We start from the raw sequence: 23,757 nt of genomic DNA on the forward strand, positions 1-23,757 counted from the left end.
CGCATTCTACGCTTTCCTCATTTGCTGTCAAGCGTTTATTTTGAAGTTTTTTAACTTCGCTTTCTTTCGAAAGCTTTCAACTTCAACAACTTGCCGCTTGCCCCGAAGCGTTCATCGCTGCGAGGAGGCGAATAATACGCGCTTTGAAATCAGAGTCAACACCCTGATCTAAAAAACTTTCCAGTAGTGTTTGCCCGCCCTTCGCAACTAATGAACACGCAACCGATCTGTAGATAAACACCCCACGGAGCGTGGCAACCATGAGCGAGACGCAAAGCGAGAAAACGCCAGGCCTGTCGGCGGACGAAGAGCAGGAGGTCAGCCATAACCAGCCGCCAAGGGCAGCGGTGCTGCACGAGATCATTCGCTACCAGGGCGACCAAGAGCTTGAGCGCACGATCGCAGCCCTGTGGTGGTCAGCACTGGCTGCCGGGTTGTCGATGGGGCTCTCGCTCATGGCCATGGGGTTGTTCTATGCCCGCCTCCCCGAGGGCGACAGCGCCCAGGTGATTGCAAGCATTGGCTACAGTGCAGGTTTCCTGGCGGTGATCCTGGCCCGCCAGCAACTGTTTACAGAGAACACACTCACCGCCGTGCTGCCGGTGATGACCTCGCCTACCCTGGCCAACCTGGGTCGCCTGCTGCGCCTATGGAGCGTGGTATTGCTCGGCAACCTGGCCGGCACCCTGCTGGTGGCCTGGGTCATGCTGGAACTGCCGATATTCGACGGCAAGACCGACGTGGCCTTCCTAGAGGTCGGGCGCAAGGTAATGAAGAACGATATCGGCCAGATGTTCGCCAAAGGCATTGTGTCGGGCTGGATGATCGCCACCATGGTCTGGATGATCCCGTCGATGGAGCACGCCAAGATCTGGATCATCCTGATGATCACTTACTTCATGGCGCTGGGTGACTTCACCCATATTGTCGTCGGTTCGGTGGAAGTGTCCTACCTGGTCTGGGCCGGTGAAGAAACCTGGCGCAGCTTCTTGCTGGCATTCGCCCTGCCGACCCTCGCCGGTAACATCATCGGTGGCAGCTTCATCTTCGCGCTGATAAGCCATGCGCAGGTGCGCAGTGACAGCGGCAAACCGCCTTCGCGTTTACTGGAGGACCAGAAGCCGCCTCGCCAGCGAGACGCTGAAAAATGACCCTCAGCGCACCGCCACGGCGCGCTCTGTCGACCGCTCTCGCTGATGCGCAGGCTTGGGCTGCCACCAGTTTTGCCCGGCATGCGGCGAGTCCAGGCTGACCCGCTCGCCCATCTGCGGGGTGCATAGCCGCACCTGCGCTTGCTCAGTGAGGGCCAGGATGCGCTCGAATGGCTCTTGCCAAGCATGGGTGGACAAGTCGAAGGTGCCGTTATGAATCGGCAGCATCCAGCGCCCCTGCAGGTCGAGGTGTGCCTGCAGGCTCTGCTCCGGCTGCATGTGCACGCTCGGCCAGGCGACGTTATAGGCCCCGGTCTCGATCAGGGTCAGGTCGAAAGGCCCGAAACGCTCACCGATCTGCTTGAAGCCCTCGAAGTAGCCTGTATCGCCGCTGAAAAACAACCGCAGCTGCTCATCGATCATCACCCAGGACGCCCACAAGGTCCGGTTACTGTCGAACAGGCCACGCCCTGAAAAGTGCTGTGCTGGGGTGGCGACAAAGCGCACCCCTTCAACTTCAGTGTCCTGCCACCAATCCAGTTGGCGCACTTTGTCTGCTGCAACCCCCCATTCGATCAGCAGGTCACCCACCCCAAGCGGTGCCAGAAACACCCCCGTACGCGGGGCAAGCCGTCGAATCGCCTGCTCATCCAGATGATCGAAGTGATCATGGGACAGGATCACCGCGGCCAATGGCGGCAGTTCGTCCAGGCCAAGCGGGGGCGCATGGAAACGTTGCGGCCCTGCCCACTGCACCGGTGAGGCGCGCTCGGCGAATACCGGGTCGGTAATAAAGAAGCGCCCGCGCAACTTCAGCAATATCGTCGAATGGCCAAGGCGCCACAGACTGTGATCAGGTGCATCAAGCACCTGCTGCCGGGTCATGGGCTGCACATGGAGGGGGGTGGAGGGCCGAGTGTCGGGCGGCTTGCGCAAAAACAGGTACTTGAGGCCGATGTGCAGCTTCTTCATCACGCCGTCTTGAGGTAGACGGGCCTGATTATGGAAACGACCGTCCCGTTGAGGCGCCGATTCGCCGGCAGCGTTAGCCATGGGAACCATGAGCATGAGCACTCCAAGCAACAGGAAAGCCTTCATATTACCCCACAGTGATCAGATCAACCGTGAATTGGCTTGTAAGGTCATTTTTCATAGATGAAACACTGTTCAACAATATTCACACGCGTTATGCGATAAACGGCGCCTTAGCAGAAGAACGATGACCATGATGGACAACCGCAGCGGCAAGGGCCTTTCTTTCGTCAAGCGCATCTACCTGCCGCGCATCATCGGCATGGGCATCGGCCTGTTCAGTGTAATGGCCGCCATGGCGCCGCTATCGCCGCCTACCTGGGTCTGGCTGCTGGTGCTGTTCAACGGGATTGTCTGGCCGCATTTAGCCTACCTGTGGGCGATGCGCTCGGCAGCGCCTTATCAGGCAGAACAGCGCAACCTGCTGCTGGACTCGCTGATGGGCGGCTTCTGGACCGCCGCCATGCACTTCAACCCACTGCCCAGCGTGACCGTGCTGTCGATGATGACCATGAACAACGTGGCCGCGGGCGGCAAACGCCTGGTCGTTCGTGGCGTGCTGGCCCAGCTTGCCGGCATGCTCCTGGCCACGCTCGTGCTCGGCCCTGGCTTGCAACTCACTGCCACGCCCTTGCAGGTTTACGCGTGCTTGCCAATGCTGACGCTCTACCCGCTGGCCCTGGGCTGGGTCTGCTACCGCCTGGCAATCAAACTGGCAGAGCACAAGCGCCGCCTCAGTGCGCTGAGCCTTACCGACAGCCTGACCGGGTTGCTCAACCACGGTGCCTGGAAAGACCTGCTGCTGCTCAAGTTCCAGACCTGCCAGCAACAGCAGCAACAGGCGGTCATCGCCCTGATCGACATCGACCACTTCAAGACCATCAACGACACGTTTGGTCACGTAGTCGGCGATTGCGTCCTGCGCCAGATGAGCGAAGAGCTCAAACGCAACCTGCGTGAGGTCGACCAGGCCGGGCGCTACGGTGGCGACGAATTTTGCGTGATCCTGCCGGACACCAACGAGGCTCAGGCCTGCCTGGCCATGGAGCGCTTGCGCGAGCGGGTGGCGAGCTACCGCAACCCGCAATTACCACACTTGCGGATCAGCCTCAGCATCGGCCTGTCTGCCTTCGACGCCGACCTTGAATCCCCCGAACACTGGCTCGAACAGGCCGACAAGGCGCTCTACACCGCCAAGCACGCTGGCCGCGACCAGGTCAATTTCGCGCAACGCGAGGCCACCGGCCTCAGGCTGGCCTATCCTGACTGAACCTCCTTCCTGATTGCCTTGCGGGAGGCTGCTGTTCTTGAAGGAGTCACCCGCACATGGCCAGGACCGCCAACCTTCCACCCACCCTACCCACACCCCGATTTCAAGTTCGCCGCTTGATTGCAGGCTTTTGCGCGGTTTTCGGCCTGGCCTGCCTAGTCACCTTGGGCGCATTGCTCAACATCGCCGCCACCCTCGATCACCAAGAGCAACAGCGCAGCGCCTTCCATGCCTCGCAAGCCCTCGAGCAACGGCTGCTCGCCTCACGCCAGTTCCTGTCCAGCTATGCCGTGTGGGATGCCGCCTTTGAACACCTGGCCGGCAAGGCGGACTGGCAGTGGGCCTATGAAGAGAAGAACGTCGGTGAATCGCTATACAGCGCCAGTGGCTACGAAGGTGTGTTCGTGGTGGACGACCAGCGCACCACCTACGCCCTGTTCAAAGGCAAGCCCAGTGAAGCGAGCGCCAGCACTTATATAGAAGCGCCGCTGCAACCCATCATCAATGAAGCGCGGGGGGCTGCCAGCGCCCGCCAACAAATCACCCGGTTCGTGCTGTTCAACGGATGGCCCGCCGTGCTCAGCGCCGCGGCCGTACGGCCAGACAAGGACGTGTCGGACAGCGAAGTGCGCCAGGCACCCGTCATGCTGTTCGTCGACCAGCTGACCGACGACAAACTCACTCGGTTGGGTACCGGCGCCGGCCTGGCGGGCATGCACCTCGAGAAAGACGCTACCGGCGAGCATGGCCAGCAGCGTATCGCGCTGGGCGATACCGGCTTCCACCTGGCCTGGACCAGCCCGCTGCCGGGCCAGCAATTGCTGTGGGCGATGCTGCCGCCGCTGCTGTGCGCGCTGCTGATACTCGGCCTGGTGATGCTTTACCTGTTCCGCCACGCCTTGCGCAGCTCCCGCGCCATCGACCTTAGCCTGGCGCGCCTGCAGCAGAGCAACCAGGCCCTGGAGGCCAGCGAGCAGCGTTTTCGCGCCGTCGCCGAAGCCGCATCCGACTGGATCTGGGAAACCGACCGACAACAACGCCTGACCTATCTTTCACAGCGTTTCGTCAGCGTCACCGGCTACCCGGTGGACGACTGGCTGGGCCAGCCGGTGAACCAGCTGCTGGCCTGCGACACCACGCCACTCTCACCCTGGCTGGACGCGTTGGCCGCCGCCGACCCACAGCAGTTGGCAAACCTGCGCTGTACCTACCGTGACCACAACGGGCAAAACCGCTTTTGCCGCATCTCGGCACGGGCGATCTGGTACGACGGCAAGCCGACGGGTTTTCGCGGCACCGCCAGCGACATCACTGACGAGGTCGACGCCCATGCACGCATCCAGCACCTGTCACTGCATGACCCGCTGACCGGGCTTGCCAACCGCAACAAACTCGCCCGGCACCTTGAGCAGTTGTTATTGCGCGGCAGCGACTCGCCCCCACTCACGTTGCTGCTGCTGGACCTGGACAACTTCAAGCCGATCAACGATTCCCTCGGCCATGCCGCCGGTGACGCTGTGCTGCAAGAGGTGGCGACACGCCTGCGCGACACCACCCGCGATGTCGACCTGGTCGCGCGACTGGGTGGCGATGAGTTCATTCTGGTGCTCAATGGCATGGACAACCGCACTGAAGTCGACCGTTTCTGCGCCCGCCTCATTAGCCTGCTGCAACAACCTATCCTCTTCGACAACCAGCCCTTGCACATCGGCGCCAGCATCGGCATCGCCCAGAGCCGCACGCTGGGCTTCGATGCCGGCGAACTGATCCGCTGCGCCGACATCGCGCTGTACCAGGCCAAAGCGGAGGGCAAGAACACCTGGCGCTACTTCGCCGCCGAAATGAACAAACAGATCCAGTACCGCCGACAACTGGAAAATGATCTGCGCCGGGCCCTGCAAAACCAGGAGTTCACGTTGCATTACCAGCCACGCTATCGCCTGGGCGACCTGCGCATCGTCGCGGTCGAAGCCCTGCTGCGCTGGCAGCACCCGCAGGAGGGGTTGCTCGGGCCAGACACCTTTATCCCGCTGGCTGAGCAAAGCGACATCATTGTCGCGCTGGGCCGCTGGGTGCTGCGCGAAGCCTGCCGCACGGCCCACCACTGGCCGGAGGGCCTGCTGATATCGGTAAACCTGTCACCTGCGCAGTTCTTGCGCAGCGACGTGGTGGCCGACGTTCGCGAGATCCTGCTGGAAACCGCGTTCCCCGCCCAGCGCCTTGAACTGGAAATCACCGAAAACGTGATGCTCAACGACATCGAAGGCGCGCTAAGCACCATGCTTTCGCTAAAGGAGCTGGGTGTTCGCCTGAACATGGATGACTTTGGCACCGGTTACTCATCGCTGGGCTATCTGCGCACGTACCCGTTCGACAGCATCAAGATCGACAAACGCTTCATTGCCGGGCTGAACAACACCAGTGGCAATGATCGCGCCGTGGTGCAGGCCATCATCAACCTGGGTGAAGCCATGGGGCTGACCGTGACAGCCGAGGGCGTTGAAAGTGAACAGCAGCTCAAAGCACTGGAAAAGGACGGCTGCCATGAGGTGCAGGGCTATTTTCTGAGCCGGCCTTTGCCTAAAGAGGCGCTCGAAGCCTTGCTGCAACAGGCGCCCACGGGCTCGGCCAGGCGCCTGCTTTAAAGGCAGCCTTCGTAGAACAAGGCTGCCCCCAGTGAACAGCAAGGCGTCAGCGCTTGTTGCGCTCGGCCACGATCTCGGGCAAATCACTGCGCCGCAGGTAAGTGCGCAAGGGCTCGCCAATGTTCAAGCGGTCATCCACATGCTGGTCCAGCAGCAGTGCCAGGCGTTCTCGGCACAACGCCATACGCGGGCCTTGCTCGGGCCGCCAGACGAATTCGCTGCAGGGGGTGATACTGTCGTCGGCCACGTCCATGCCGAACGAGTCCTCGGAAAAACGCACGATATGAATGCCGCGCTTGCCATGAAAGCCAACGAAACCGTTGAGCTGCTCCGCCGCGTTGCAGATGTCCTGGGAAGTGATGGCCATGCCGTAACCTCGCAATCAAGTCGAAAGTGACGCACGCCGGGCTGCAAACGGTCGCCTCTGCCGGGCAACTCGCAGCGGCCAGCCTAACGCAAGTCACCGCACATTCGCCAAGGTTTTCCGCGTGCCGCCGGCAGCCCCGTAAGAGGGTTCGGCATTCCTTCATTGCGTAACCCGGTCCTCGTGCACCTGCACGCTGGCAGTCATGCCGGCACTCAGGTTCATGCCCTGCGGGATCTCGTCCAGGCGGATCCGCACAGGTATCCGCTGCGCCAGGCGCACCCAGTTGAAGGTCGGCTCCACCTCCGGCAACAGTTGGCTGTCCGGATTACTGTTGCGGTCGGTGATACCCCGGCTGATGCTCTCCACATGCCCCTGCATTGCCTCGCCCGCCCCCATCAACCAGACCTTGACCGTGCCACCGACGCGGATGCGCGGCAGTTTGGTTTCTTCGAAATAGGCCTGGATATAGAAGGTCGAATCGTCCACCAGGGCCATCACCGACTCCCCGGTGTTCACGTAGTTGCCCTGGGCCAGGCGCAGGTTGGTGATATGGCCACTGCGCGGCGCCCGCACTTCGCTGCGCGCCAGGTTGATCTTGGCCACTTGCAGTTGCGCCTCAGCCTCATGCAGTTCACCGCGGGCGATGGCGGCGTTGATCTGGGCATTTTCACGCAGCTCGGCACTGATTGCCTCCGGCCCCAGGGCAGTACGCCGCGCCGCTTCGCGCTCGCGCAAGCGCAGTTGCTGAGCGCGGGTCTCGGTCACGGCGCTGGCCTGGTCGAAGGCTGCCTGGAAGCGTTCACGGTCGATGCTCATGAGCAAATCGCCCGCCTTGACCTGCTGGTTGTCATGCACCTTCAGCTCGCGCACCCAACCGGAAACGTCCGGTGCGATCACCACCACGTCGGCGCGCACCCGGGCATCGCGGGTCCAGGGTGTCAGCATGTAGTACTGCCACAGTTGGTAGCCTGCCAACAGCGCAAGGGCAACCACACACAGGGTTACCAGGGTACGTACGGCGGCACGCATTGAATCACTCCTTACAAAAAACGTTACAAGAGCCTTTAGGCAGCCCCCAGTACTCGCACCACCAGGAACAACACACACACGAACAACGCCGAGTCGAACAGCGCTTCATGCCAGATCCAGCGCCCCAACGGCGTGGCCTGAACCAACAAGCGCAACACCCCGGTGAGCACCAGCGCCAGCAGCACATAAATCAGAAACGGGCTCAGCAGCACGCCGCCCAGCGCCCATTCACGCAACCCCATGCACGTCCTCCTGCCAGCGGCACCACTTGCCCCAGCTCTTCTGCAACTGCAGCACTGCACCTTCAGCCAGGCGCAACGGGTCGCTTGCCGGCAGCCGACGCAAGGCGGCGATGAATTGTTCACTGGCGCTGTCCAGGCGTTGCCCGCGGCCCGCCGCCGGCCCCTTGGCCAGTACCGCCTCCACCTGCTGCAGGTACTCGCGCTCAGCGCGGCCCAACGGCGCCTGGGCGACCGCCAGGCACATGCGCAGGTGCACCAGTTCGTCGCCGATGTCCAGGCCGTGCAAGCCGTCATCCCAACGCTTGCGCTCGCTTTCGGGCAATTCGCCGGCATGCCGCGCCAGTTGCAAGAGGCGATCGGCCATACGCCCGCCAAACCAGCTGTCGGCGCCACGCAGGTCGCGCCGGGTCAGGCGCACCAGGTCGCTTTGGGTCGCCGCCCGCAAGCGCCGGCCCAGCCAGGCCGGGTGACGGAACACCAACAAACGAAAGGCCATCACCGCAGCAGACACGCCCACCAGCATCGCCAGCGCGCTGTTGAGCATGCTGGCGACGCCAAACTGCATGGCATTGAGCGGTGATACCAACACGATGAAGTGCAGGCAATAAGAAGTCGCGGTCGCGCCGGTACGCGGGTGGGCCATGCCCAGCGCACCCAGAAACAGCGGCACACCCATGCCCAGGCAGAGCATGGCGAAGCTGCTCCACTGCGGCAAAAGAATCTGCCCGACCAGAAACGCCGCGGGGATCGCCAGAAAGATGCCGCGCAAGAAACTAAGGCCGATCTGAGCGCCATTTTCGCGGCTGGCAAACAGGCTGCAGACCACACAGGTCAGCACCAGGCCGCCCGGCGCAGAGGGCCAGGCGGTTGCCAGCCAGAAGCCACTCATCACCAGAAACGCCAGCGCGCTGCGTGAACCGAACAACAGTGCCAGCGACCAGTCGCGGTGTGCGGCCAGGCCCTGGGACACATCCTTGGGCGCCCTGCCCGCTTCAACGTCGTCCAGCGCCTGGGTCGCGGCCATCGCGTAGTCCAGCAACAGCGTCATGCGCGCCAGGCAGTAATGTTCGGCAGCGCTTATCCGCTCATCATGGGCGGCATCCCAGATGCGTTGGCGCAACAGCAACAGGCCGGGTTGGTCGGGTGCACCCAACTGCGCGCGCACCTCCTCCAGCCAGGGCGCCAGGTGCCGAGCTTCGCCTTCATCGAGCTGGCGCCACTGCCGGCGCACCGAGCGGGAGATACGCAGCAGCACCATCAGCTTTTGGCTCAGGCCGCGAATGGCGCGCGCCCGCTGACGCCCCCGATTGCCCTCGAACCAGGCGTGTTCGCGCTGGCTGTCGATGGCGACGATGCGCCCAAGGCTTTCCAGCAGCCCTTTGCGCGCTTCATCCTCTCCCCCCAGCATGGCACTGGCCGCCTGCAAGCCATTTTGCCAAGCCTGCCGAGCTTGCCCGCCCAGTTGCTGCTCCACGCGCAGTGGCCAGATCAGGGCGCTGGTGGCGGTAGCGCAGAAAATCCCCAGGCAGATCTCGGTGCAGCGCGCCACGGCCTGGTCGAACACCTGCAACGGGTGGTCGATGGCCGGCAGGGCGATTATCGCGGCGGTGTAGCCGGCCAGCACAAAGGCGTAGGCCCAGGCACTGCGCAGTTGCGTCGACGCGGCCGTGCACAGTGCCAGCCAGAGCGCGAGGGTGATCAGGAACAGGCCTGGCGTCTGGGCGAACAAGCCCATAAAGACTACCGACATGAACGTACCGACCAGGGTGCCGGCCAAGCGCGCAAGGCCCTTCTGCACTACCATGCCGGACAACGGCTGAGCCACGATGAACGCCGTCATCAAAGCCCATGACGGCTGCTCCAACCCCCAACGCATCGCCAGCCATAGCGCCAAGCCGCCACCGAGCACGGTCTTGATGGCGAACTTGAGGGCGAGGCTGCTGGGTGCGAACAGGGCCTGGAGAGTGATGGGCACGAGGCGGACCTTGCGGGGATGATCAGGTAAACGATAGACAATGAAGCGAAGGATAATGCGGAAACGATTAATTAGCTAGCTAATCATCTTTATTGAAATGCGCTGCCCGACTTTTCGCAGGCAAAAAAAATGGGCGACCGAAGTCGCCCTAAATGCCTTGCGTGCTCGTGAACCGGGAAGGTCAGCGCGGCTTGCGCTTGTTCGAGTCCTTCCAGATGAAAATGCCCAGACCGGCAAAGAATGCGACCATCAACCCGACCGTTACCACACCTGCGATAACCACGTTGTCGAAGAACATGTCGGCCTCCCTCTTCGTTTGCCGTTGTCCGATGGATGCAAGGTAACGAATGTGGGGGCGGGGAAAATTGACCGGGGTCAATGGTGCCCGGGACCGGGCACGCGGGGCGGGCGCAGGGTTGACCTGCGTCAAGTTTCAGCGCTTCTTGGGCTTGCCCTTGGGCTTCTTTTTCTTTGCCGCGCTCAAGGGCATGGCTTGCTCGAAGGCCTGGCGCACTTCGTTCAGGCGCTTTTCCTTGAGGTCGTGGACGCGCTTGGCACGTTCGGCATCGAAATCGATGAGGTTGTCTTGGCTCATGGGTGGGCTCGACGATCAACAGAGACTTGCATGATGAAGCCAGCCAGTGACCCTGACCAGCCCCGCGTCAGACTTCGATGTCGACCAACAGCCCCTGACGTGGGCTCTCGCCCATCAAGGGGGCGACCGGTACGGTGTTGTCGGCGTTGACTTCATCGCCCGGTAACGCGCTGTAAAGCTCGCTGTCGCTTTTTTGCCGACGTTGCTGTTGACGACGCTGTTCATCACGCAGGATCAAGGCCTGCTCCTGTGGATCGCGCTGCTGCTTGAGGTTGATGGCGCTTTCACCGGAGGTCGGCTGCGCGGGCACCACCGGCTTGATGTCGGGGGTGGGTTTGACCGGGTCCTGTTGCGAGGTTACCGGGGCTGCACTGAGCGGAATAATCGGCGGCAACATGGAAAGTCTCCTATTACCCCTGTATCGGCGGGCGTTTTCCTACCTTGAATAGAGACAACGCTTATTCGACTTCGTCATCGGGGTCGTCATCGCTCGGCGGGCTCGCCTCGCTCCAGGGCCGCTTGTAGACCTGCTGCCAGACTGCGTCCATGTGCTCGCGCAGTACCTGCGGCGCGCTTTTGAGCGAGGCGCTGTCTTCGCGCTCGCCGCCGATCGGCTCCTCGCCCGCCGGGGTGATCAGCGATTGGCCGGTAATGGTGTAGATGGCCTGGCCTTCGCGCATTTCGATGGCGATATCGTGGGGGTCGATGCCGCCGCCGCAGAAGGCATGGCTGGCAACCGTCAGTTCGGCGATACCGTCCTTGTTCAGGTCACTGACATCGCTGACATCGGAATAGAAGTCGACATCCAGGTCCAGCCCCGGGCAGGTGGTTTCCTGCTCAATCTGCCAACGTGCCTTGAACGCATCGCTTTCGGCCGTGCGCCCATACAGCGTGGCCTTGAGCACCACCTTGTCCACTTCCTGCTGGTTTTCCGCGTCGGTGGCCTGGCCGTCGGTGCGGCTCAGCACCAGCAGGCCTTCGCCGTCGCGGTCACGAAAGTGCACGCTCTTGATCGGCGTCTGCACGCCCAGTGCCTCAAGCTGCCCGGGCGTAATCGCCGGCAAGGTCTCGAAGCTTTTTTGCTCGCAGCCGGCCAGCAGCACAAGGCTGCTCACGGCCAGGGATACGTTCAACCAGCGGTGCTTGGCGGACATGTTGGTGCGCGGCCCTCGTCTACAAGACGGTGTTGGTCGATGAAACGGCTAGACTGTTGGTCTTCGGCACCTTTCGGTGCACTTCAACACTTTGGTCTGACCGGCCGATCCGTTAACATAGCCGGCTTTTCATCGCGGGAGTTCAGGCAGTATGGCGCAGCAGTATCAACCGGGGCAACGCTGGATCAGCGACAGCGAAGCAGAGCTCGGCCTGGGTACCATCCTGGCGCAGGATGGCCGCCTGTTGACCGTGCTCTACCCGGCCACTGGCGACACCCGCCAGTATTCCCTGCGCAATGCGCCGCTGACCCGCGTGCGCTTCTCGCCAGGTGACCAGATCACCCACTTCGACGGTTGGAAGCTGACCGTGCGCGAGGTCGACGATGTCGATGGCCTGTTGGTGTACCACGGCCTGGACGCGCAAAACCAGCCGCGTACCCTGCCGGAAACCCAACTGTCGAACTTCATTCAGTTCCGCCTAGCCAGCGACCGCCTGTTCGCCGGCCAGATCGACCCGCTGTCGTGGTTCAGCCTGCGTTACAACACCTTGCAGCACACCAGCAAGCAGATGCAGTCATCGCTCTGGGGCCTGGGTGGCTGCCGCGCACAACCGATCGCCCACCAGTTGCACATTGCCCGTGAAGTCGCTGACCGCAGCGCACCCCGGGTGCTGCTGGCGGACGAAGTCGGCCTGGGCAAAACCATCGAGGCAGGCCTGATCATCCATCGCCAGCTGCTCTCAGGGCGCGCCAGCCGCGTACTGATCCTGGTCCCGGAAAACCTCCAGCACCAATGGCTGGTGGAAATGCGCCGGCGCTTCAACCTGCAAGTGGCGTTGTTCGACGCCGAGCGCTTCATCGAGAGCGATGCCAGCAACCCGTTCGAAGACGCCCAGCTCGCGCTGGTGGCCCTGGAATGGTTGGTTGACGACGAAAAAGCCCAGGACGCGCTGTTTGCCGCAGGCTGGGACCTGATGGTGGTCGACGAAGCCCACCACCTGGTCTGGCATGAAGACCAGGTCAGCGCCGAGTACGGCCTGGTCGAGCAACTGGCCCAGGTGATCCCTGGCGTGCTGCTGCTCACCGCCACCCCCGAACAGCTCGGCCAGGACAGCCACTTCGCCCGGCTGCGCCTGCTAGACCCCAACCGTTTCCACGACCTTGTGGCGTTCCGTGCCGAGAGCGAAAACTATCGCCCGGTCGCCGAGGCGGTACAGGAGCTGCTCGACGAAGGTCGCCTGTCGCCGGAGGCCCACGCCACCATCCATGGTTTCCTCGGGGCCGAAGGCGAAGCCTTGCTGGCAGCCGTCAGCGATGGCGATACCCAAGCCAGCGCGCGCCTGATCCGCGAGTTGCTCGACCGCCACGGCACTGGCCGCGTGCTGTTCCGTAACACCCGCGCAGCCGTTCAGGGCTTCCCCGAGCGCGAGTTGCATGCCTACCCGGTAGCGATGCCGGAGCAGTACCGCGACCTGCCGCCTGGCGAAAAAGCCGAGCTGTACCCGGAAGTCGCCTTCCAGGCGCAGGGCGACATCACTGACGACGAGCGCTGGTGGCGTTTCGACCCTCGGGTCGACTGGCTGATCGATACCCTGAAGATGCTCAAGCGCACCAAAGTACTGGTGATCTGCGCCCATGCCGAAACCGCCATGGACCTGGAAGACGCCCTGCGCGTGCGCTCCGGCATTCCTGCCTCGGTCTTCCACGAAGGCATGAGCATTCTCGAGCGTGACCGCGCCGCCGCCTACTTCGCAGACGAAGAGTTCGGCGCCCAGGTGCTGATCTGTTCCGAGATCGGTAGCGAAGGCCGCAACTTCCAGTTCTCTCATCACCTGGTGATGTTCGACCTGCCGGCCCACCCGGACCTGCTCGAGCAGCGTATCGGCCGTCTCGACCGGATTGGCCAGAAGCACACCATCCAGTTGCACGTGCCCTACCTGCAGGACAGCCCGCAAGAGCGCCTGTTCCAGTGGTACCACGAAGCGCTCAACGCCTTCCTCAACACCTGCCCGACCGGCAATGCCCTGCAGCATCAGTTCGGCCCTCGCCTGCTGCCGCTGCTTGAAAGCGGTGACAGCAAAGCCTGGGATGCACTGGTGGCCGATGCCCGCGGCGAACGCGAGCGCCTGGAAGCCGAGCTGCACAGCGGCCGCGACCGCCTGCTGGAGCTCAATTCCGGCGGGGCCGGTGAAGGCCAGGCACTGGTCGAGGCGATTCTCGAGCAGGATGACCAGTTCGCCCTGCCGATCTACATGGAAACCCTGTTCGACGCGTTCGGCATCGACAGCGAAGACCATTCGGAAAACGCCCTGATCCTCAAGCCGAGCGAGAAGATGCTCGACGCCAGCTTCCCGCTGGGTGACGACGAAGGCGTGACCATCACCTACGACCGCGCCCAGGCGTTGTCCCGCGAGGACATGCAGTTCCTGACCTGGGAGCACCCGATGGTTCAGGGTGGCATGGACCTGGTGCTGTCCGGCTCGATGGGCAACACCGCCGTTGCGCTGATCAAGAACAAGGCGCTGAAGCCGGGTACCGTGCTGCTCGAGCTGCTGTTCGTCAGCGAGGTGGTGGCACCGCGCGCCCTGCAGTTGGGCCGTTACCTGCCTCCGGCAGCCCTGCGCTGCTTGCTCGACACCAACGGCAACGACCTGGCGTCGCGCGTGGCATTCGAAACGCTCAACGACCAGCTCGAAAGCGTGCCGCGCGCCAGCGCCAACAAGTTCGTCCAGGCGCAACGTGATGTGCTGGCCCAGCGCATCAGTGGTGGTGAAGCCAAGATCATGCCGACCCACGTCGAGCGTGTGGCCGAAGCGCAGCGTCGCTTGCAGGCCGAGGCCGACGAAGAGCTGGCGCGCATGGTTGCCCTGCAAGCCGTCAACCCAAGCGTGCGCGACAGCGAAATCGACGCCCTGCGCAAGCAGCGTGAAGAAGGCCTGGCGATGCTTGAGAAAGCTGCCTTGCGCCTCGAAGCCATTCGCGTGCTGGTAGCCGGCTGATACACCCCGCCCCTGTAGGAGCAGCCTTGCGCTGCGAAGAGGCCAGTTCAGGCACAGCCAATGCTGTGGCTTTACCGGCCTCTTCGCAGCGCAAGGCTGCTCCTACAGGTGGCGCGGCACCAGTAGCCATATTCCTGGCTGCTATTGAGCGCATAACCAAATCGTAGAAATCAAAGTGCCATTAGTCAGGAAGGCCTAACCACCTCTTCCTATACTGCCTCTGGACAGTCTCCCAAGGCGGTGTACCGGAGACGCGTGAAAACTCGGCCAAGAGGCACGCAATGGACTGGTTGGGACTGCAACTGTTCGCCGATCTGCCGGCAACCGGACGCATCGTCATCGATTGTCGCCACGAGCCTTTCCTTGTTCTGCTCGCCTTTAGCGTGGCCTGCGCGGCTTGCTTCGCGACCCTGGACATGGCCGAGCGCCAATCCCACAACGAACACCCCACAGCGCAACGCCAGTGGCGCGTGCTTGGCGCCTGTTGCCTGGCTGGCGGTGTCTGGGCCATGCACTTCATCAGCATGCTGGCCTTCCAGGCGCCGGTGGAAGTCCACTACGACGTCTCGCTAACCGTCCTCTCGTTGCTCATTGCATTGATCGTTGCCTGGCTGGGCATGAACAGCCTCAACCGCAGCCAAATGCGAGTGCAGCATTACCTGCAAAGTGCCGCGCTGATTGGTGCCGGTATTATCCTGATGCACTTTGTCGGCATGGCCGCCCTCGAGACCGGCGCCCGGCAGTACTACCAGACCGGGCTGTTACTGGCCTGCGTGGTCATCGCTATGCTCACCAGCCTCGCGGCGTTGCTGTTGGCGCGGTATTTCCGCAATGGCAGCGGCACGCTGCACCAAGCCCTGAAATACGGCGCCAGCCTGGTGATGGCCGGTGGCATCGTCGCGACCCACTTCACCGCGATGTCGGCCATGACCCTGGTCATCCCCGCCGATACAGCCCTGCGCCTGCCCTCGACTGACAACAGCCTGCAACTGGGGCTGACCATTGCCTTCATTACCCTGCTGATCAGTGGCGCCAGCATCAGTGCAGCACTGGCCGACAAGAAGCTGCAAAGCAAGGAGCACGACCTGCGTCGGGTCAGCATCCTGCTCAGCCAGCTCGACCAGGCACGGGCCTCGCTGCAACAGGCCGCGCATTACGACGCCCTGACCAACTTGATCAACCGCCGCGGTTTCAATCAGGTATTCGCCGAACGCCTCGCCGAACAGACCACCAGTCAAAACCGCCTGGCGGTGATGTTCCTCGACATCGACCATTTCAAGCGGATCAACGACAGCCTTGGCCATGCCGCCGGCGACGAACTACTCAAGGTGATTGCCAACCACATCAAGGCAGCCACCCGCAGCCACGACCTGGTGGCGCGTTTCGGCGGCGACGAGTTTTGCGTGGTCACCAGCCTCAACAACCGTGACGAGGCACGTCACCTGGCGCAGCGCATCATGCAACGGATGAAGGAACCCATCGACCTGGGTGGCCGGCGCATGGTCATGACCACCAGTATCGGCATCAGCATTTTCCCCGACGATGGCCACACCGCTGAAGAGCTGCTCAAACACGCCGACCTTGCCCTGTACCAGTCCAAAGGCAACGGCCGCAACAGCCTCAACTTCTTCAACGACAGCCTGAAAACCCGCGCCACCCTCGCCCTGCAGCTGGAAGAAGAACTGCGCATCGCGCTCCTGGAGGAACGCGGGCTGTGCGTGCACTACCAGCCCATCTTCGACCTGCGCAATGGCCAGGTGGCCAAGCTCGAAGCCTTGGTCCGCTGGCAGCACCCGCAACACGGCTTGCTCGGGCCCGACCGATTCATCGGTATCGCCGAAGCCAATGGTTTGATCATCGACCTCGACCTGTGGGTGCTGCGCCACGCCTGCGCCGACCTGGCGCAACTGCACCGTCACGGCTTTGCTGACCTTAAGGTCACCGTCAACTGCTCGGCAGTAACCCTCAGCCACGATGAGCTACCCAGCGAAGTGGAGAAAGCGCTGTATCACTCGGCGCTGGCGCCCCGCCACCTGGAGCTTGAAGTCACCGAGAATGCCTTGATGGGCGATATTCATCGCACGGTCAACCTGCTCAAGCGCGTGCGCGCCCTCGGCGTGGCCTTGTCGATCGATGACTTTGGCACCGGTTATTCGTCACTGGCCTACCTCAAGCGCCTGCCGCTGGACGTGCTGAAAATCGACCGGACCTTCCTGCAGGAGGTACCCGGCAGCCAGAAAGACCGCGAGATCGTCCAGGCCATCATCGTCATGGCCCACACCCTGCACTTGCAGGTAGTCAGTGAGGGGGTGGAAACCGTCGAGCAACTTGAATTCCTCGAAACCCACGGCTGCGACTACCTGCAAGGCTACCTGCTCGGCCGCCCGGTGGCGTTGGGCGAATTGCGGCCCATCCTGGAGCGGCTGGAGCGCCACAAAGGCGTGCTCAGCCCTTGCTGCGATACAGCGATACCAGGGTCGCCGGATCTTTTTGCAAGTAGCCCTGGCTACCGTGCAAGCGCATCAATTGCGCGGCGAGGCCACTAAGCGGTGTCGCCGAGCCCTGCTCGCGGGCGAATTTGACCGCGCTGTCGAGGTCTTTAAGCAGCGTGCGCACATGCCACTTGATCGGCTCGAAGCGGCTTTCGGCCATTTGCGGAGCAAGGATCTGCAAGGGTTTCGAATCGGCAAAACCTCCCGCCAACGCCTCAGCGATCAGTGTCGCATCAACCCCCGATTGCTCGGCCAACGCCACCACTTCGGCAATCACCAACGCATTGCAGGCCACGATCATCTGGTTGCAAGCCTTGGTCACCTGGCCTGCACCCACGGCGCCCATGTGCGTTACACGTTGGCCCAGGGTCAGCAGCACCGGCTGCGCGCGTTGCAAGTCAGCCGCTTCGCCACCGACCATGATTGCCAGGGTGCCGGCCTCGGCGCCCGGCGTGCCACCGGACACCGGCGCATCCAGCCAGGCCATGCCACACAGCGCAGCGAGCTCGGCAGCCATCTCACGGGTGGCGGTCGGTTCGAGGCTTGAGAAGTCGATCAGCAGTTGGCCACTGCGCCCGCCCTGGGCAATGCCCTGTTCACCAAACACCACCTCGCGCACCACCGGCGTGTCAGCCAGGCACAGCAGCACCATGTCGCTGTCGCGGCACAACGCGGCCGGGCTTTCTGCCAGGCGCGCGCCAGCCGCCACCAGTTCGGCGCATTTTTCCGGGCTGCGGTTCCACACCGTCAAGGGGTAGCCGGCAGCCAGCAGGCGCCGACACATCGGCAGGCCCATCAGGCCAATGCCGGCGAATCCTAGCGAAGGTAGTTGTGAACTCATTAACGACTCCTGGCACATTATTATTTTTTGAGGCCGCAGTCAGGGCCTAAGGCGCGGGTGTACCCGCGAAGGGGCGCGCAGCGGCCACATTACGCATCCCGTAAACTGTTACCGCCACGCCGAATTGTTACTTACCTCTACCCGGCTGATCGCCCTCAAGCACCCGTTTGAGGCGGCTGCGCATTTTCACGCACCAAAAACGATCACGCCGATTCCGAACGCTTCGCTTGAATCACGATAAACGGTGAAACCACCACCGCCCAGATCTCTGGATCGCGGTTTTGCAGGTCCAATGCCTGCTCAGCAGTCACCGGCCCCACAGTGCCATCACTGCGCCACTTGGCGAAGATCTCGCTGCGATTCTCGGCCATTGCTTCGGCAACGGCGATCAGGTCCAGGCTAGGGTCGACCCAAATCAGGTCACCCTTCGCCCAGAAGCGCTCCAGTGCTTTCCACTCGATGATTGCCGTCTCGCCAAGCAATTTGGCATAGAGGGTGCTTGTTTGATCAGTCATGGGTTTGTACCCGCAAAAATCGGCCAATAAAAAAGGACGGTATTTTTGCAGAAAAACCCGGTTTCAAATATGTAATTTGGTCGATCGGCCCCGAACTTGTGGGGTGGGGCCGCAGATACAGGCAAATTGATGGCGCCTTTCTGTATCTTTGTGTCGATCAAGCGACAACCCAGGAAACAGGCTCTTTTTGACCGCTTTTCAAGCGCTCGAACAGCGCTCTACACTGTACCGGTACAGTTCCGGGACATGTTCCGGGGGAAGGTGGGCATGCAGTATGGCGTGGCCATGCCGCAAATCCCGCCCGGTCTGTAGCCCTGGCCGCCAGGACTATAAGAATTACAACAGAATGAGTGGAGCACTATGATCAAGATTTCCAAGCTGTTCGCCGCAATGGTTCTGGCCGGGGTAGCCAGCCATTCGTTTGCCGCCGATACCATCAAGATCGGGATCGCAGGGCCTAAGACCGGCCCTGTCACCCAGTACGGCGACATGCAGTTCATCGGCGCCAAGCAAGCCATCAAAGACATCAACGCCAAGGGCGGCGTCGATGGCAAGATGCTCGAAGCCAAGGAATACGACGACGCCTGCGACCCTAAACAAGCCGTGGCAGTCGCCAACAAAGTGGTCAACGACGGCGTCAAGTTCGTCATCGGCCACCTGTGCTCCAGCTCCACCCAGCCTGCGTCCGACATCTACGAAGACGAAGGCGTGATCATGATCACCCCCGCCGCCACCAGTCCAGAAATCACCGCCCGTGGTTACAATCTGATCTTCCGCACCATCGGCCTGGACAGCGCCCAGGGCCCGGCAGCCGGCAACTACATCGCCGACCACGTCAAGCCCAAGGTCGTTGCGGTCCTGCACGACAAGCAGCAGTACGGTGAAGGCATCGCCACCGCAGTCAAGCAGACCCTTGAGAAGAAAGGCACCAAGGTTGCCGTCTTCGAAGGCCTGAACGCCGGTGACAAGGACTTCTCCTCGATCATCCAGAAGCTCAAGCAGAACAACGTCGACTTCGTCTACTACGGCGGCTACCACCCAGAGCTGGGCCTGATCCTGCGACAAGCTCAGGAAAAAGGCCTGAAAGCCAAGTTCATGGGGCCGGAAGGTGTCGGCAACGACTCCATTTCGCAGATCGCCCAGGGCGCTTCCGAAGGCCTGCTGGTTACCCTGCCGAAGTCGTTCGACGCAGACCCAGAGAACAAGGCCATCGTCGACGCCATCAAGGCTGACGGCAAAGACCCAAGCGGCCCGTTCGTGTTCCCGGCCTACTCGGCTGTCGAGCTGATCGCCAAAGGTATCGAAGCCGCCAAGTCCGAAGACACCGCCAAGGTTGCCGAAGCCATCCACAACGGCACCTTCAAGACCCCTACCGGCGACCTGTCGTACGACGCCAAGGGCGACCTGAAAGACTTCAAATTCGTCGTCTACGAATGGCACTTCGGCAAGCCGAAGACTGAAGTTTCCCCTCAGTAACTGCGTGACTAAATAGCTGACCGTAGAAGCCCACTGTGCGAGCAGTGGGCTTTGTTTTACGAGGTTCATGGGCCTGATCCCCGCGATCCGGGGGCCGGTCCACCTGAAAATCTTAAAACCGTCACCCGCGGTTTCCTGGCCGTACCCCTGCCAGTGAAATGCAAATCAGGTTTTTAGGAGCGCTGTAATGCCTGAGATCTACCATTTCTTCCAACAACTGGTTAATGGATTGACCATCGGCAGCACCTATGCCTTGATCGCCATCGGTTACACGATGGTGTACGGCATCATTGGCATGATCAACTTCGCCCACGGCGAGGTGTACATGATCGGTTCCTACGTGGCCTTCATCGCCCTGGCGGGCCTGGCCATGATGGGTATCCATTCGCTGCCGATCCTGATGACCGTCGCCTTCGTCGCGACGATCTTCGTCACCAGTGCCTATGGTTACAGCATCGAACGGGTTGCCTACCGCCCTCTGCGCAACAGCAACCGTCTGATCCCGCTGATTTCCGCCATCGGCATGTCGATTTTCCTGCAGAACACCGTCTTGCTTTCGCAGGACTCCAAGGACAAATCCATCCCCAACCTGATCCCTGGGAGTTTCTCCTTCGGGCCAGGCGGTGCTGAAGAAGTACTGATCAGCTACATGCAGATCCTGGTGTTCGTCGTCACCCTGGTGGCCATGACGCTGCTTACCCTGTTCATCTCCCGTTCCCGCCTGGGCCGCGCCTGCCGTGCCTGCGCCGAGGACATCAAGATGGCCAACCTGCTGGGCATCAACACCAACAACATCATCGCCCTCACCTTCGTCATCGGTGCCGCACTGGCGGCGGTGGCGGCCGTGCTGCTGAGCATGCAGTACGGGGTGATCAACCCCAACGCCGGCTTCCTGGTGGGCCTCAAAGCCTTCACCGCCGCTGTGCTGGGTGGCATCGGCAGCATTCCGGGCGCCATGCTCGGTGGGCTGGTGCTGGGTGTGGCCGAAGCTTTCGGCGCCGACATTTTCGGCGACCAGTACAAGGATGTGGTGGCATTCGGTCTCTTGGTACTTGTCCTGCTGTTCCGGCCGACCGGCATCCTGGGCCGCCCGGAGGTTGAAAAAGTATGAACAAAAATCTTAAACAGGCGTTCTTCAGCGCCTTGCTGGTCTGGGCCGTGGCCTTCCCGGTGCTCGGCCTGAAACTGAGCATCGACGGCATCAGCCTGGCAGTTCACAGCCAAGGGTCGTTCACCATCAGCATCATCGCCGTCTGCTCGGTGCTGATGTTCCTGCGCGTGCTGTTCGACAAGCAGTGGAGTTCGGTCATGGGCCGCCGCTCGGATCGCAAGCTGGTCCCGCCTGCGGTGAGCAACTACCTGACCCTGCCCAAGACCCAGCGCTGGATCATCATGGGGCTGATCGTGGCTGCGCTGGTCTGGCCGTTCTTCGGCTCGCGCGGTGCGGTCGACATCGCCACGCTGATTCTGATCTACGTGTTGTTGGGCCTGGGCCTGAACATCGTGGTCGGCCTCGCGGGCCTGCTCGACCTGGGTTATGTGGGCTTCTACGCCGTAGGTGCCTACAGCTATGCCATGCTGTCGCATTACCTGGGCTGGAGCTTCTGGGTCTGCCTGCCGATCGCCGGCCTGATGGCCGCCACCTTTGGCTTCCTGCTCGGCTTCCCGGTGCTGCGCTTGCGCGGTGACTACCTGGCGATCGTGACCCTGGGCTTCGGCGAGATCATCCGCCTGTTCCTGCGTAACCTCACCGACTGGACCGGCGGCCCTAACGGCATCAGCAACATCCCTAAGCCAGAGTTCTTCGGCCTGACCTTCGAACGCCGTGCCGCCGAGGGTATGCAGACCTTCCACGAGTTCTTCGGGCTGGAATACAACTCGATCAACAAGGTGATCTTCCTCTACCTGGTAGCGCTGCTGCTGGCCTTGCTGGCGCTGTTCGTCATCAACCGCCTGCTGCGCATGCCGATCGGTCGGGCCTGGGAAGCCTTGCGTGAAGACGAAATCGCCTGCCGCGCACTGGGCCTGAACCCTACCGTGATCAAGCTCTCGGCATTCACCCTGGGTGCCTGCTTCGCCGGTTTCGCCGGCAGCTTCTTCGCGGCTCGCCAAGGCCTGGTGACCCCCGAGTCGTTCACCTTCATCGAATCGGCAATCATCCTCGCCATCGTCGTGCTCGGCGGCATGGGCTCACAACTGGGCGTGATCCTCGCGGCCATCGTGATGATCCTGCTGCCTGAGCTGATGCGCGAGTTCAGCGAATACCGGATGCTGATGTTCGGTGCGCTGATGGTGTTGATGATGATCTGGCGTCCGCAAGGCCTGCTGCCTATGCAACGTCCACACATGGAGCTGCGTCGATGAGCCGCGAAATTCTGCAAGTCAGCGGCCTGAGCATGCGCTTCGGCGGCTTGTTGGCGGTCAACGGCGTGGCCCTGACCGTCAAGGAAAAACAGGTGGTGGCGCTGATCGGCCCGAACGGCGCTGGCAAGACCACCGTGTTCAACTGCCTGACTGGCTTCTACAAGCCCAGCGGCGGCACCATCCTGCTCGATGGCCAGCCGATCCAGGGCCTGGCCGGCCACCAGATCGCCCGCAAGGGCGTGGTACGGACCTTCCAGAACGTCCGCCTGTTCAAGGAAATGACCGCGCTGGAGAACCTGCTGATCGCCCAGCACCGGCACTTGAACACCAACTTCTTCGCAGGCCTGTTCAAGACCCCGAGCTTCCGCCGCAGCGAGAAGGAAGCCATGGAACGCGCGCAGTACTGGCTGGAGAAGGTCAACCTGACCGAATTCGCCAACCGCACCGCCGGCACCCTCGCCTACGGCCAGCAACGCCGCCTGGAAATCGCCCGCTGCATGATGACCCAGCCACGGATCATCATGCTCGACGAACCGGCAGCAGGCCTGAACCCGAAAGAGACCGAAGACCTCAAGGCCCTGATCGCCTACCTGCGCGAATCACACAACGTCACCGTGCTGCTGATCGAGCACGACATGAAGCTGGTGATGAGCATCTCCGACCATATCGTGGTGATCAACCAGGGCACCCCCCTGGCCGACGGCACGCCGGAGCAGATTCGCGACAATCCTGATGTGATCAAGGCTTACCTGGGGGAAGCGTAAATGCTGAAGTTCGAGAACGTTTCCACCTTCTACGGCAAGATCCAGGCACTGCACAGCGTCAACGTGGAAATCAACCAGGGCGAGATCGTCACCTTGATCGGCGCCAACGGCGCAGGCAAGTCGACCTTGCTGATGACCTTGTGCGGCTCGCCACAGGCGCACAGTGGCAGCATCAAGTACCTGGGTGAAGAACTGGTCGGCCAGACCTCCTCGCACATCATGCGCAAGAGCATCGCTGTAGTCCCCGAAGGGCGCCGCGTGTTCGCCCGCCTGACGGTCGAAGAGAACCTCGCCATGGGTGGTTTCTTCACCGACAAGGGCGATTACCAGGAGCAGCTGGACAAGGTCCTGCAGCTGTTCCCGCGCCTGAAGGAGCGCTATATCCAGCGCGGCGGCACCATGTCTGGTGGCGAGCAGCAGATGCTCGCCATTGGCCGGGCGCTGATGAGCAAACCCAAGTTGCTGTTGCTCGACGAGCCCTCGCTGGGCCTGGCGCCGATCATCATCCAGCAGATATTCGACATCATCGAACAGCTGCGCCGTGACGGCGTGACCGTGTTCCTGGTGGAGCAGAACGCCAACCAGGCGCTGAAGATCGCCGACCGTGCCTATGTACTGGAAAACGGAAGGGTGGTGATGCAGGGCACGGGTGAAGCGCTGCTGAGTGATCCGAAGGTGCGTGACGCGTATCTGGGTGGTTGATGAGCAAAGGGCCTTCGGGCCCTTTGTTCTACCTGCTGCATTTATATGGCCTGTGCCGGCCTCTTCGCGGGTAAACCCGCTCCCACAGGTATGGCACAGCTTTGAAAGTCTCTGCGGGTCTGTGGGAGCGGGTTTACCCGCGAAG

21 protein-coding genes are annotated in these 23,757 nt (G+C 62.0%); 10 read left to right on the forward strand and 11 right to left on the reverse strand.

Annotated elements, in window-relative coordinates; translation table 11 throughout:
* Positions 1-260 precede the first annotated feature (260 nt).
* Positions 261-1,151 carry a formate/nitrite transporter family protein gene (locus MFF34_RS22165; protein WP_238216467.1) on the forward strand — a complete coding sequence of 297 codons (891 nt, stop codon included), beginning with the start codon at positions 261-263 and terminating at the stop codon, positions 1,149-1,151.
* 3 nt (positions 1,152-1,154) lie between these two features.
* Here MFF34_RS22165 and MFF34_RS22170 read toward each other — a convergent pair whose 3' ends face one another.
* A complete protein-coding gene (locus MFF34_RS22170; protein ID WP_238216469.1) occupies positions 1,155-2,249 on the reverse strand; it encodes an MBL fold metallo-hydrolase in 1,095 nt (364 codons plus the stop codon).
* Positions 2,250-2,379: 130 nt separating this feature from the next.
* Here MFF34_RS22170 and MFF34_RS22175 point away from each other — a divergent pair, with 130 nt between their 5' ends.
* Positions 2,380-3,453, forward strand: a complete 1,074-nt coding sequence (locus MFF34_RS22175; protein ID WP_238216612.1) for a diguanylate cyclase — start codon at positions 2,380-2,382, stop codon at positions 3,451-3,453.
* Positions 3,454-3,509: 56 nt separating this feature from the next.
* Positions 3,510-6,098, forward strand: a complete 2,589-nt coding sequence (locus MFF34_RS22180; RefSeq protein ID WP_238216471.1) for an EAL domain-containing protein — start codon at positions 3,510-3,512, stop codon at positions 6,096-6,098.
* Between the two features lie 46 nt (positions 6,099-6,144).
* On the opposite strand, the gene MFF34_RS22185 is transcribed toward MFF34_RS22180, so the two are convergent.
* The 8 genes from MFF34_RS22185 to MFF34_RS22215 all read right to left on the reverse strand — a co-directional run bounded on the left by MFF34_RS22185 (position 6,145) and on the right by MFF34_RS22215 (position 11,460).
* A complete protein-coding gene (locus MFF34_RS22185) occupies positions 6,145-6,465 on the reverse strand; it encodes a DUF2025 family protein (RefSeq protein ID WP_238216473.1) in 321 nt (106 codons plus the stop codon).
* Positions 6,466-6,624: 159 nt separating this feature from the next.
* Positions 6,625-7,494 (reverse strand): HlyD family secretion protein, encoded by an 870-nt coding sequence (locus MFF34_RS22190; protein WP_238216475.1) that lies wholly within the window; start codon positions 7,492-7,494, stop codon positions 6,625-6,627.
* Positions 7,495-7,529: 35 nt separating this feature from the next.
* A complete protein-coding gene (locus tag MFF34_RS22195) occupies positions 7,530-7,736 on the reverse strand; it encodes a DUF1656 domain-containing protein (RefSeq protein ID WP_238216477.1) in 207 nt (68 codons plus the stop codon).
* A complete protein-coding gene (locus MFF34_RS22200; RefSeq protein ID WP_238216479.1) occupies positions 7,723-9,711 on the reverse strand; it encodes an FUSC family protein in 1,989 nt (662 codons plus the stop codon). Before MFF34_RS22200 ends, MFF34_RS22195 begins: the two co-directional genes overlap by 14 nt.
* Before the next feature lie 181 nt (positions 9,712-9,892).
* Positions 9,893-10,009 (reverse strand): cytochrome c oxidase subunit CcoM, encoded by a 117-nt coding sequence (gene ccoM / locus MFF34_RS28175; protein ID WP_003254862.1) that lies wholly within the window; start codon positions 10,007-10,009, stop codon positions 9,893-9,895.
* A gap of 135 nt (positions 10,010-10,144) precedes the next feature.
* Positions 10,145-10,306, reverse strand: coding sequence for a hypothetical protein (locus MFF34_RS22205; protein ID WP_077068735.1), 162 nt, complete (start codon positions 10,304-10,306; stop codon positions 10,145-10,147).
* Positions 10,307-10,373: 67 nt separating this feature from the next.
* Positions 10,374-10,703, reverse strand: a complete 330-nt coding sequence (locus tag MFF34_RS22210) for an aspartate-semialdehyde dehydrogenase (protein WP_085273530.1) — start codon at positions 10,701-10,703, stop codon at positions 10,374-10,376.
* 61 nt (positions 10,704-10,764) lie between these two features.
* On the reverse strand, positions 10,765-11,460 hold the full coding sequence (locus tag MFF34_RS22215; protein WP_027594244.1) for a M949_RS01915 family surface polysaccharide biosynthesis protein: 696 nt from the start codon (positions 11,458-11,460) through the stop codon (positions 10,765-10,767).
* Between the two features lie 151 nt (positions 11,461-11,611).
* Here MFF34_RS22215 and rapA point away from each other — a divergent pair, with 151 nt between their 5' ends.
* Complete coding sequence (gene rapA, locus MFF34_RS22220; protein ID WP_027594243.1) at positions 11,612-14,458, forward strand: RNA polymerase-associated protein RapA; 2,847 nt, start codon at positions 11,612-11,614, stop codon at positions 14,456-14,458.
* Positions 14,459-14,739: 281 nt separating this feature from the next.
* Positions 14,740-17,004: a bifunctional diguanylate cyclase/phosphodiesterase gene (locus tag MFF34_RS22225; protein ID WP_238216481.1), complete on the forward strand. Its 2,265-nt coding sequence runs from the start codon at positions 14,740-14,742 to the stop codon at positions 17,002-17,004.
* Here the strand turns inward: MFF34_RS22225 and MFF34_RS22230 are convergent.
* On the reverse strand, positions 16,904-17,791 hold the full coding sequence (locus MFF34_RS22230; RefSeq protein WP_238216483.1) for an NAD(P)-dependent oxidoreductase: 888 nt from the start codon (positions 17,789-17,791) through the stop codon (positions 16,904-16,906). The genes MFF34_RS22225 and MFF34_RS22230 overlap by 101 nt on opposite strands.
* 203 nt (positions 17,792-17,994) lie before the next feature.
* The gene (locus MFF34_RS22235) at positions 17,995-18,306 is read right to left on the reverse strand and encodes a DUF2288 domain-containing protein (protein WP_027594241.1); all 312 of its coding nucleotides are present in this window, start codon (positions 18,304-18,306) and stop codon (positions 17,995-17,997) included.
* Positions 18,307-18,666: 360 nt separating this feature from the next.
* On the opposite strand from MFF34_RS22235, the gene MFF34_RS22240 reads away from it, so the two are divergent.
* The 5 genes from MFF34_RS22240 to MFF34_RS22260 all read left to right on the forward strand — a co-directional run bounded on the left by MFF34_RS22240 (position 18,667) and on the right by MFF34_RS22260 (position 23,612).
* Positions 18,667-19,782, forward strand: coding sequence for a branched-chain amino acid ABC transporter substrate-binding protein (locus MFF34_RS22240; RefSeq protein ID WP_238216485.1), 1,116 nt, complete (start codon positions 18,667-18,669; stop codon positions 19,780-19,782).
* 187 nt (positions 19,783-19,969) lie between these two features.
* Positions 19,970-20,893 carry a high-affinity branched-chain amino acid ABC transporter permease LivH gene (livH, locus tag MFF34_RS22245; protein WP_008097482.1) on the forward strand — a complete coding sequence of 308 codons (924 nt, stop codon included), beginning with the start codon at positions 19,970-19,972 and terminating at the stop codon, positions 20,891-20,893.
* Positions 20,890-22,146 (forward strand): high-affinity branched-chain amino acid ABC transporter permease LivM, encoded by a 1,257-nt coding sequence (locus MFF34_RS22250; protein WP_085273537.1) that lies wholly within the window; start codon positions 20,890-20,892, stop codon positions 22,144-22,146. The genes livH and MFF34_RS22250 overlap by 4 nt, the downstream gene beginning before the upstream one ends.
* Complete coding sequence (livG, locus tag MFF34_RS22255; RefSeq protein ID WP_027594237.1) at positions 22,143-22,910, forward strand: high-affinity branched-chain amino acid ABC transporter ATP-binding protein LivG; 768 nt, start codon at positions 22,143-22,145, stop codon at positions 22,908-22,910. Before MFF34_RS22250 ends, livG begins: the two co-directional genes overlap by 4 nt.
* The gene (locus MFF34_RS22260) at positions 22,911-23,612 is read left to right on the forward strand and encodes an ABC transporter ATP-binding protein (RefSeq protein ID WP_085273538.1); all 702 of its coding nucleotides are present in this window, start codon (positions 22,911-22,913) and stop codon (positions 23,610-23,612) included.
* The last annotated feature ends 145 nt before the right edge of the window (positions 23,613-23,757 follow it).

The organism is Pseudomonas sp. PAGU 2196 (assembly GCF_022179005.1).
GTDB lineage: Bacteria > Pseudomonadota > Gammaproteobacteria > Pseudomonadales > Pseudomonadaceae > Aquipseudomonas > Aquipseudomonas kermanshahensis.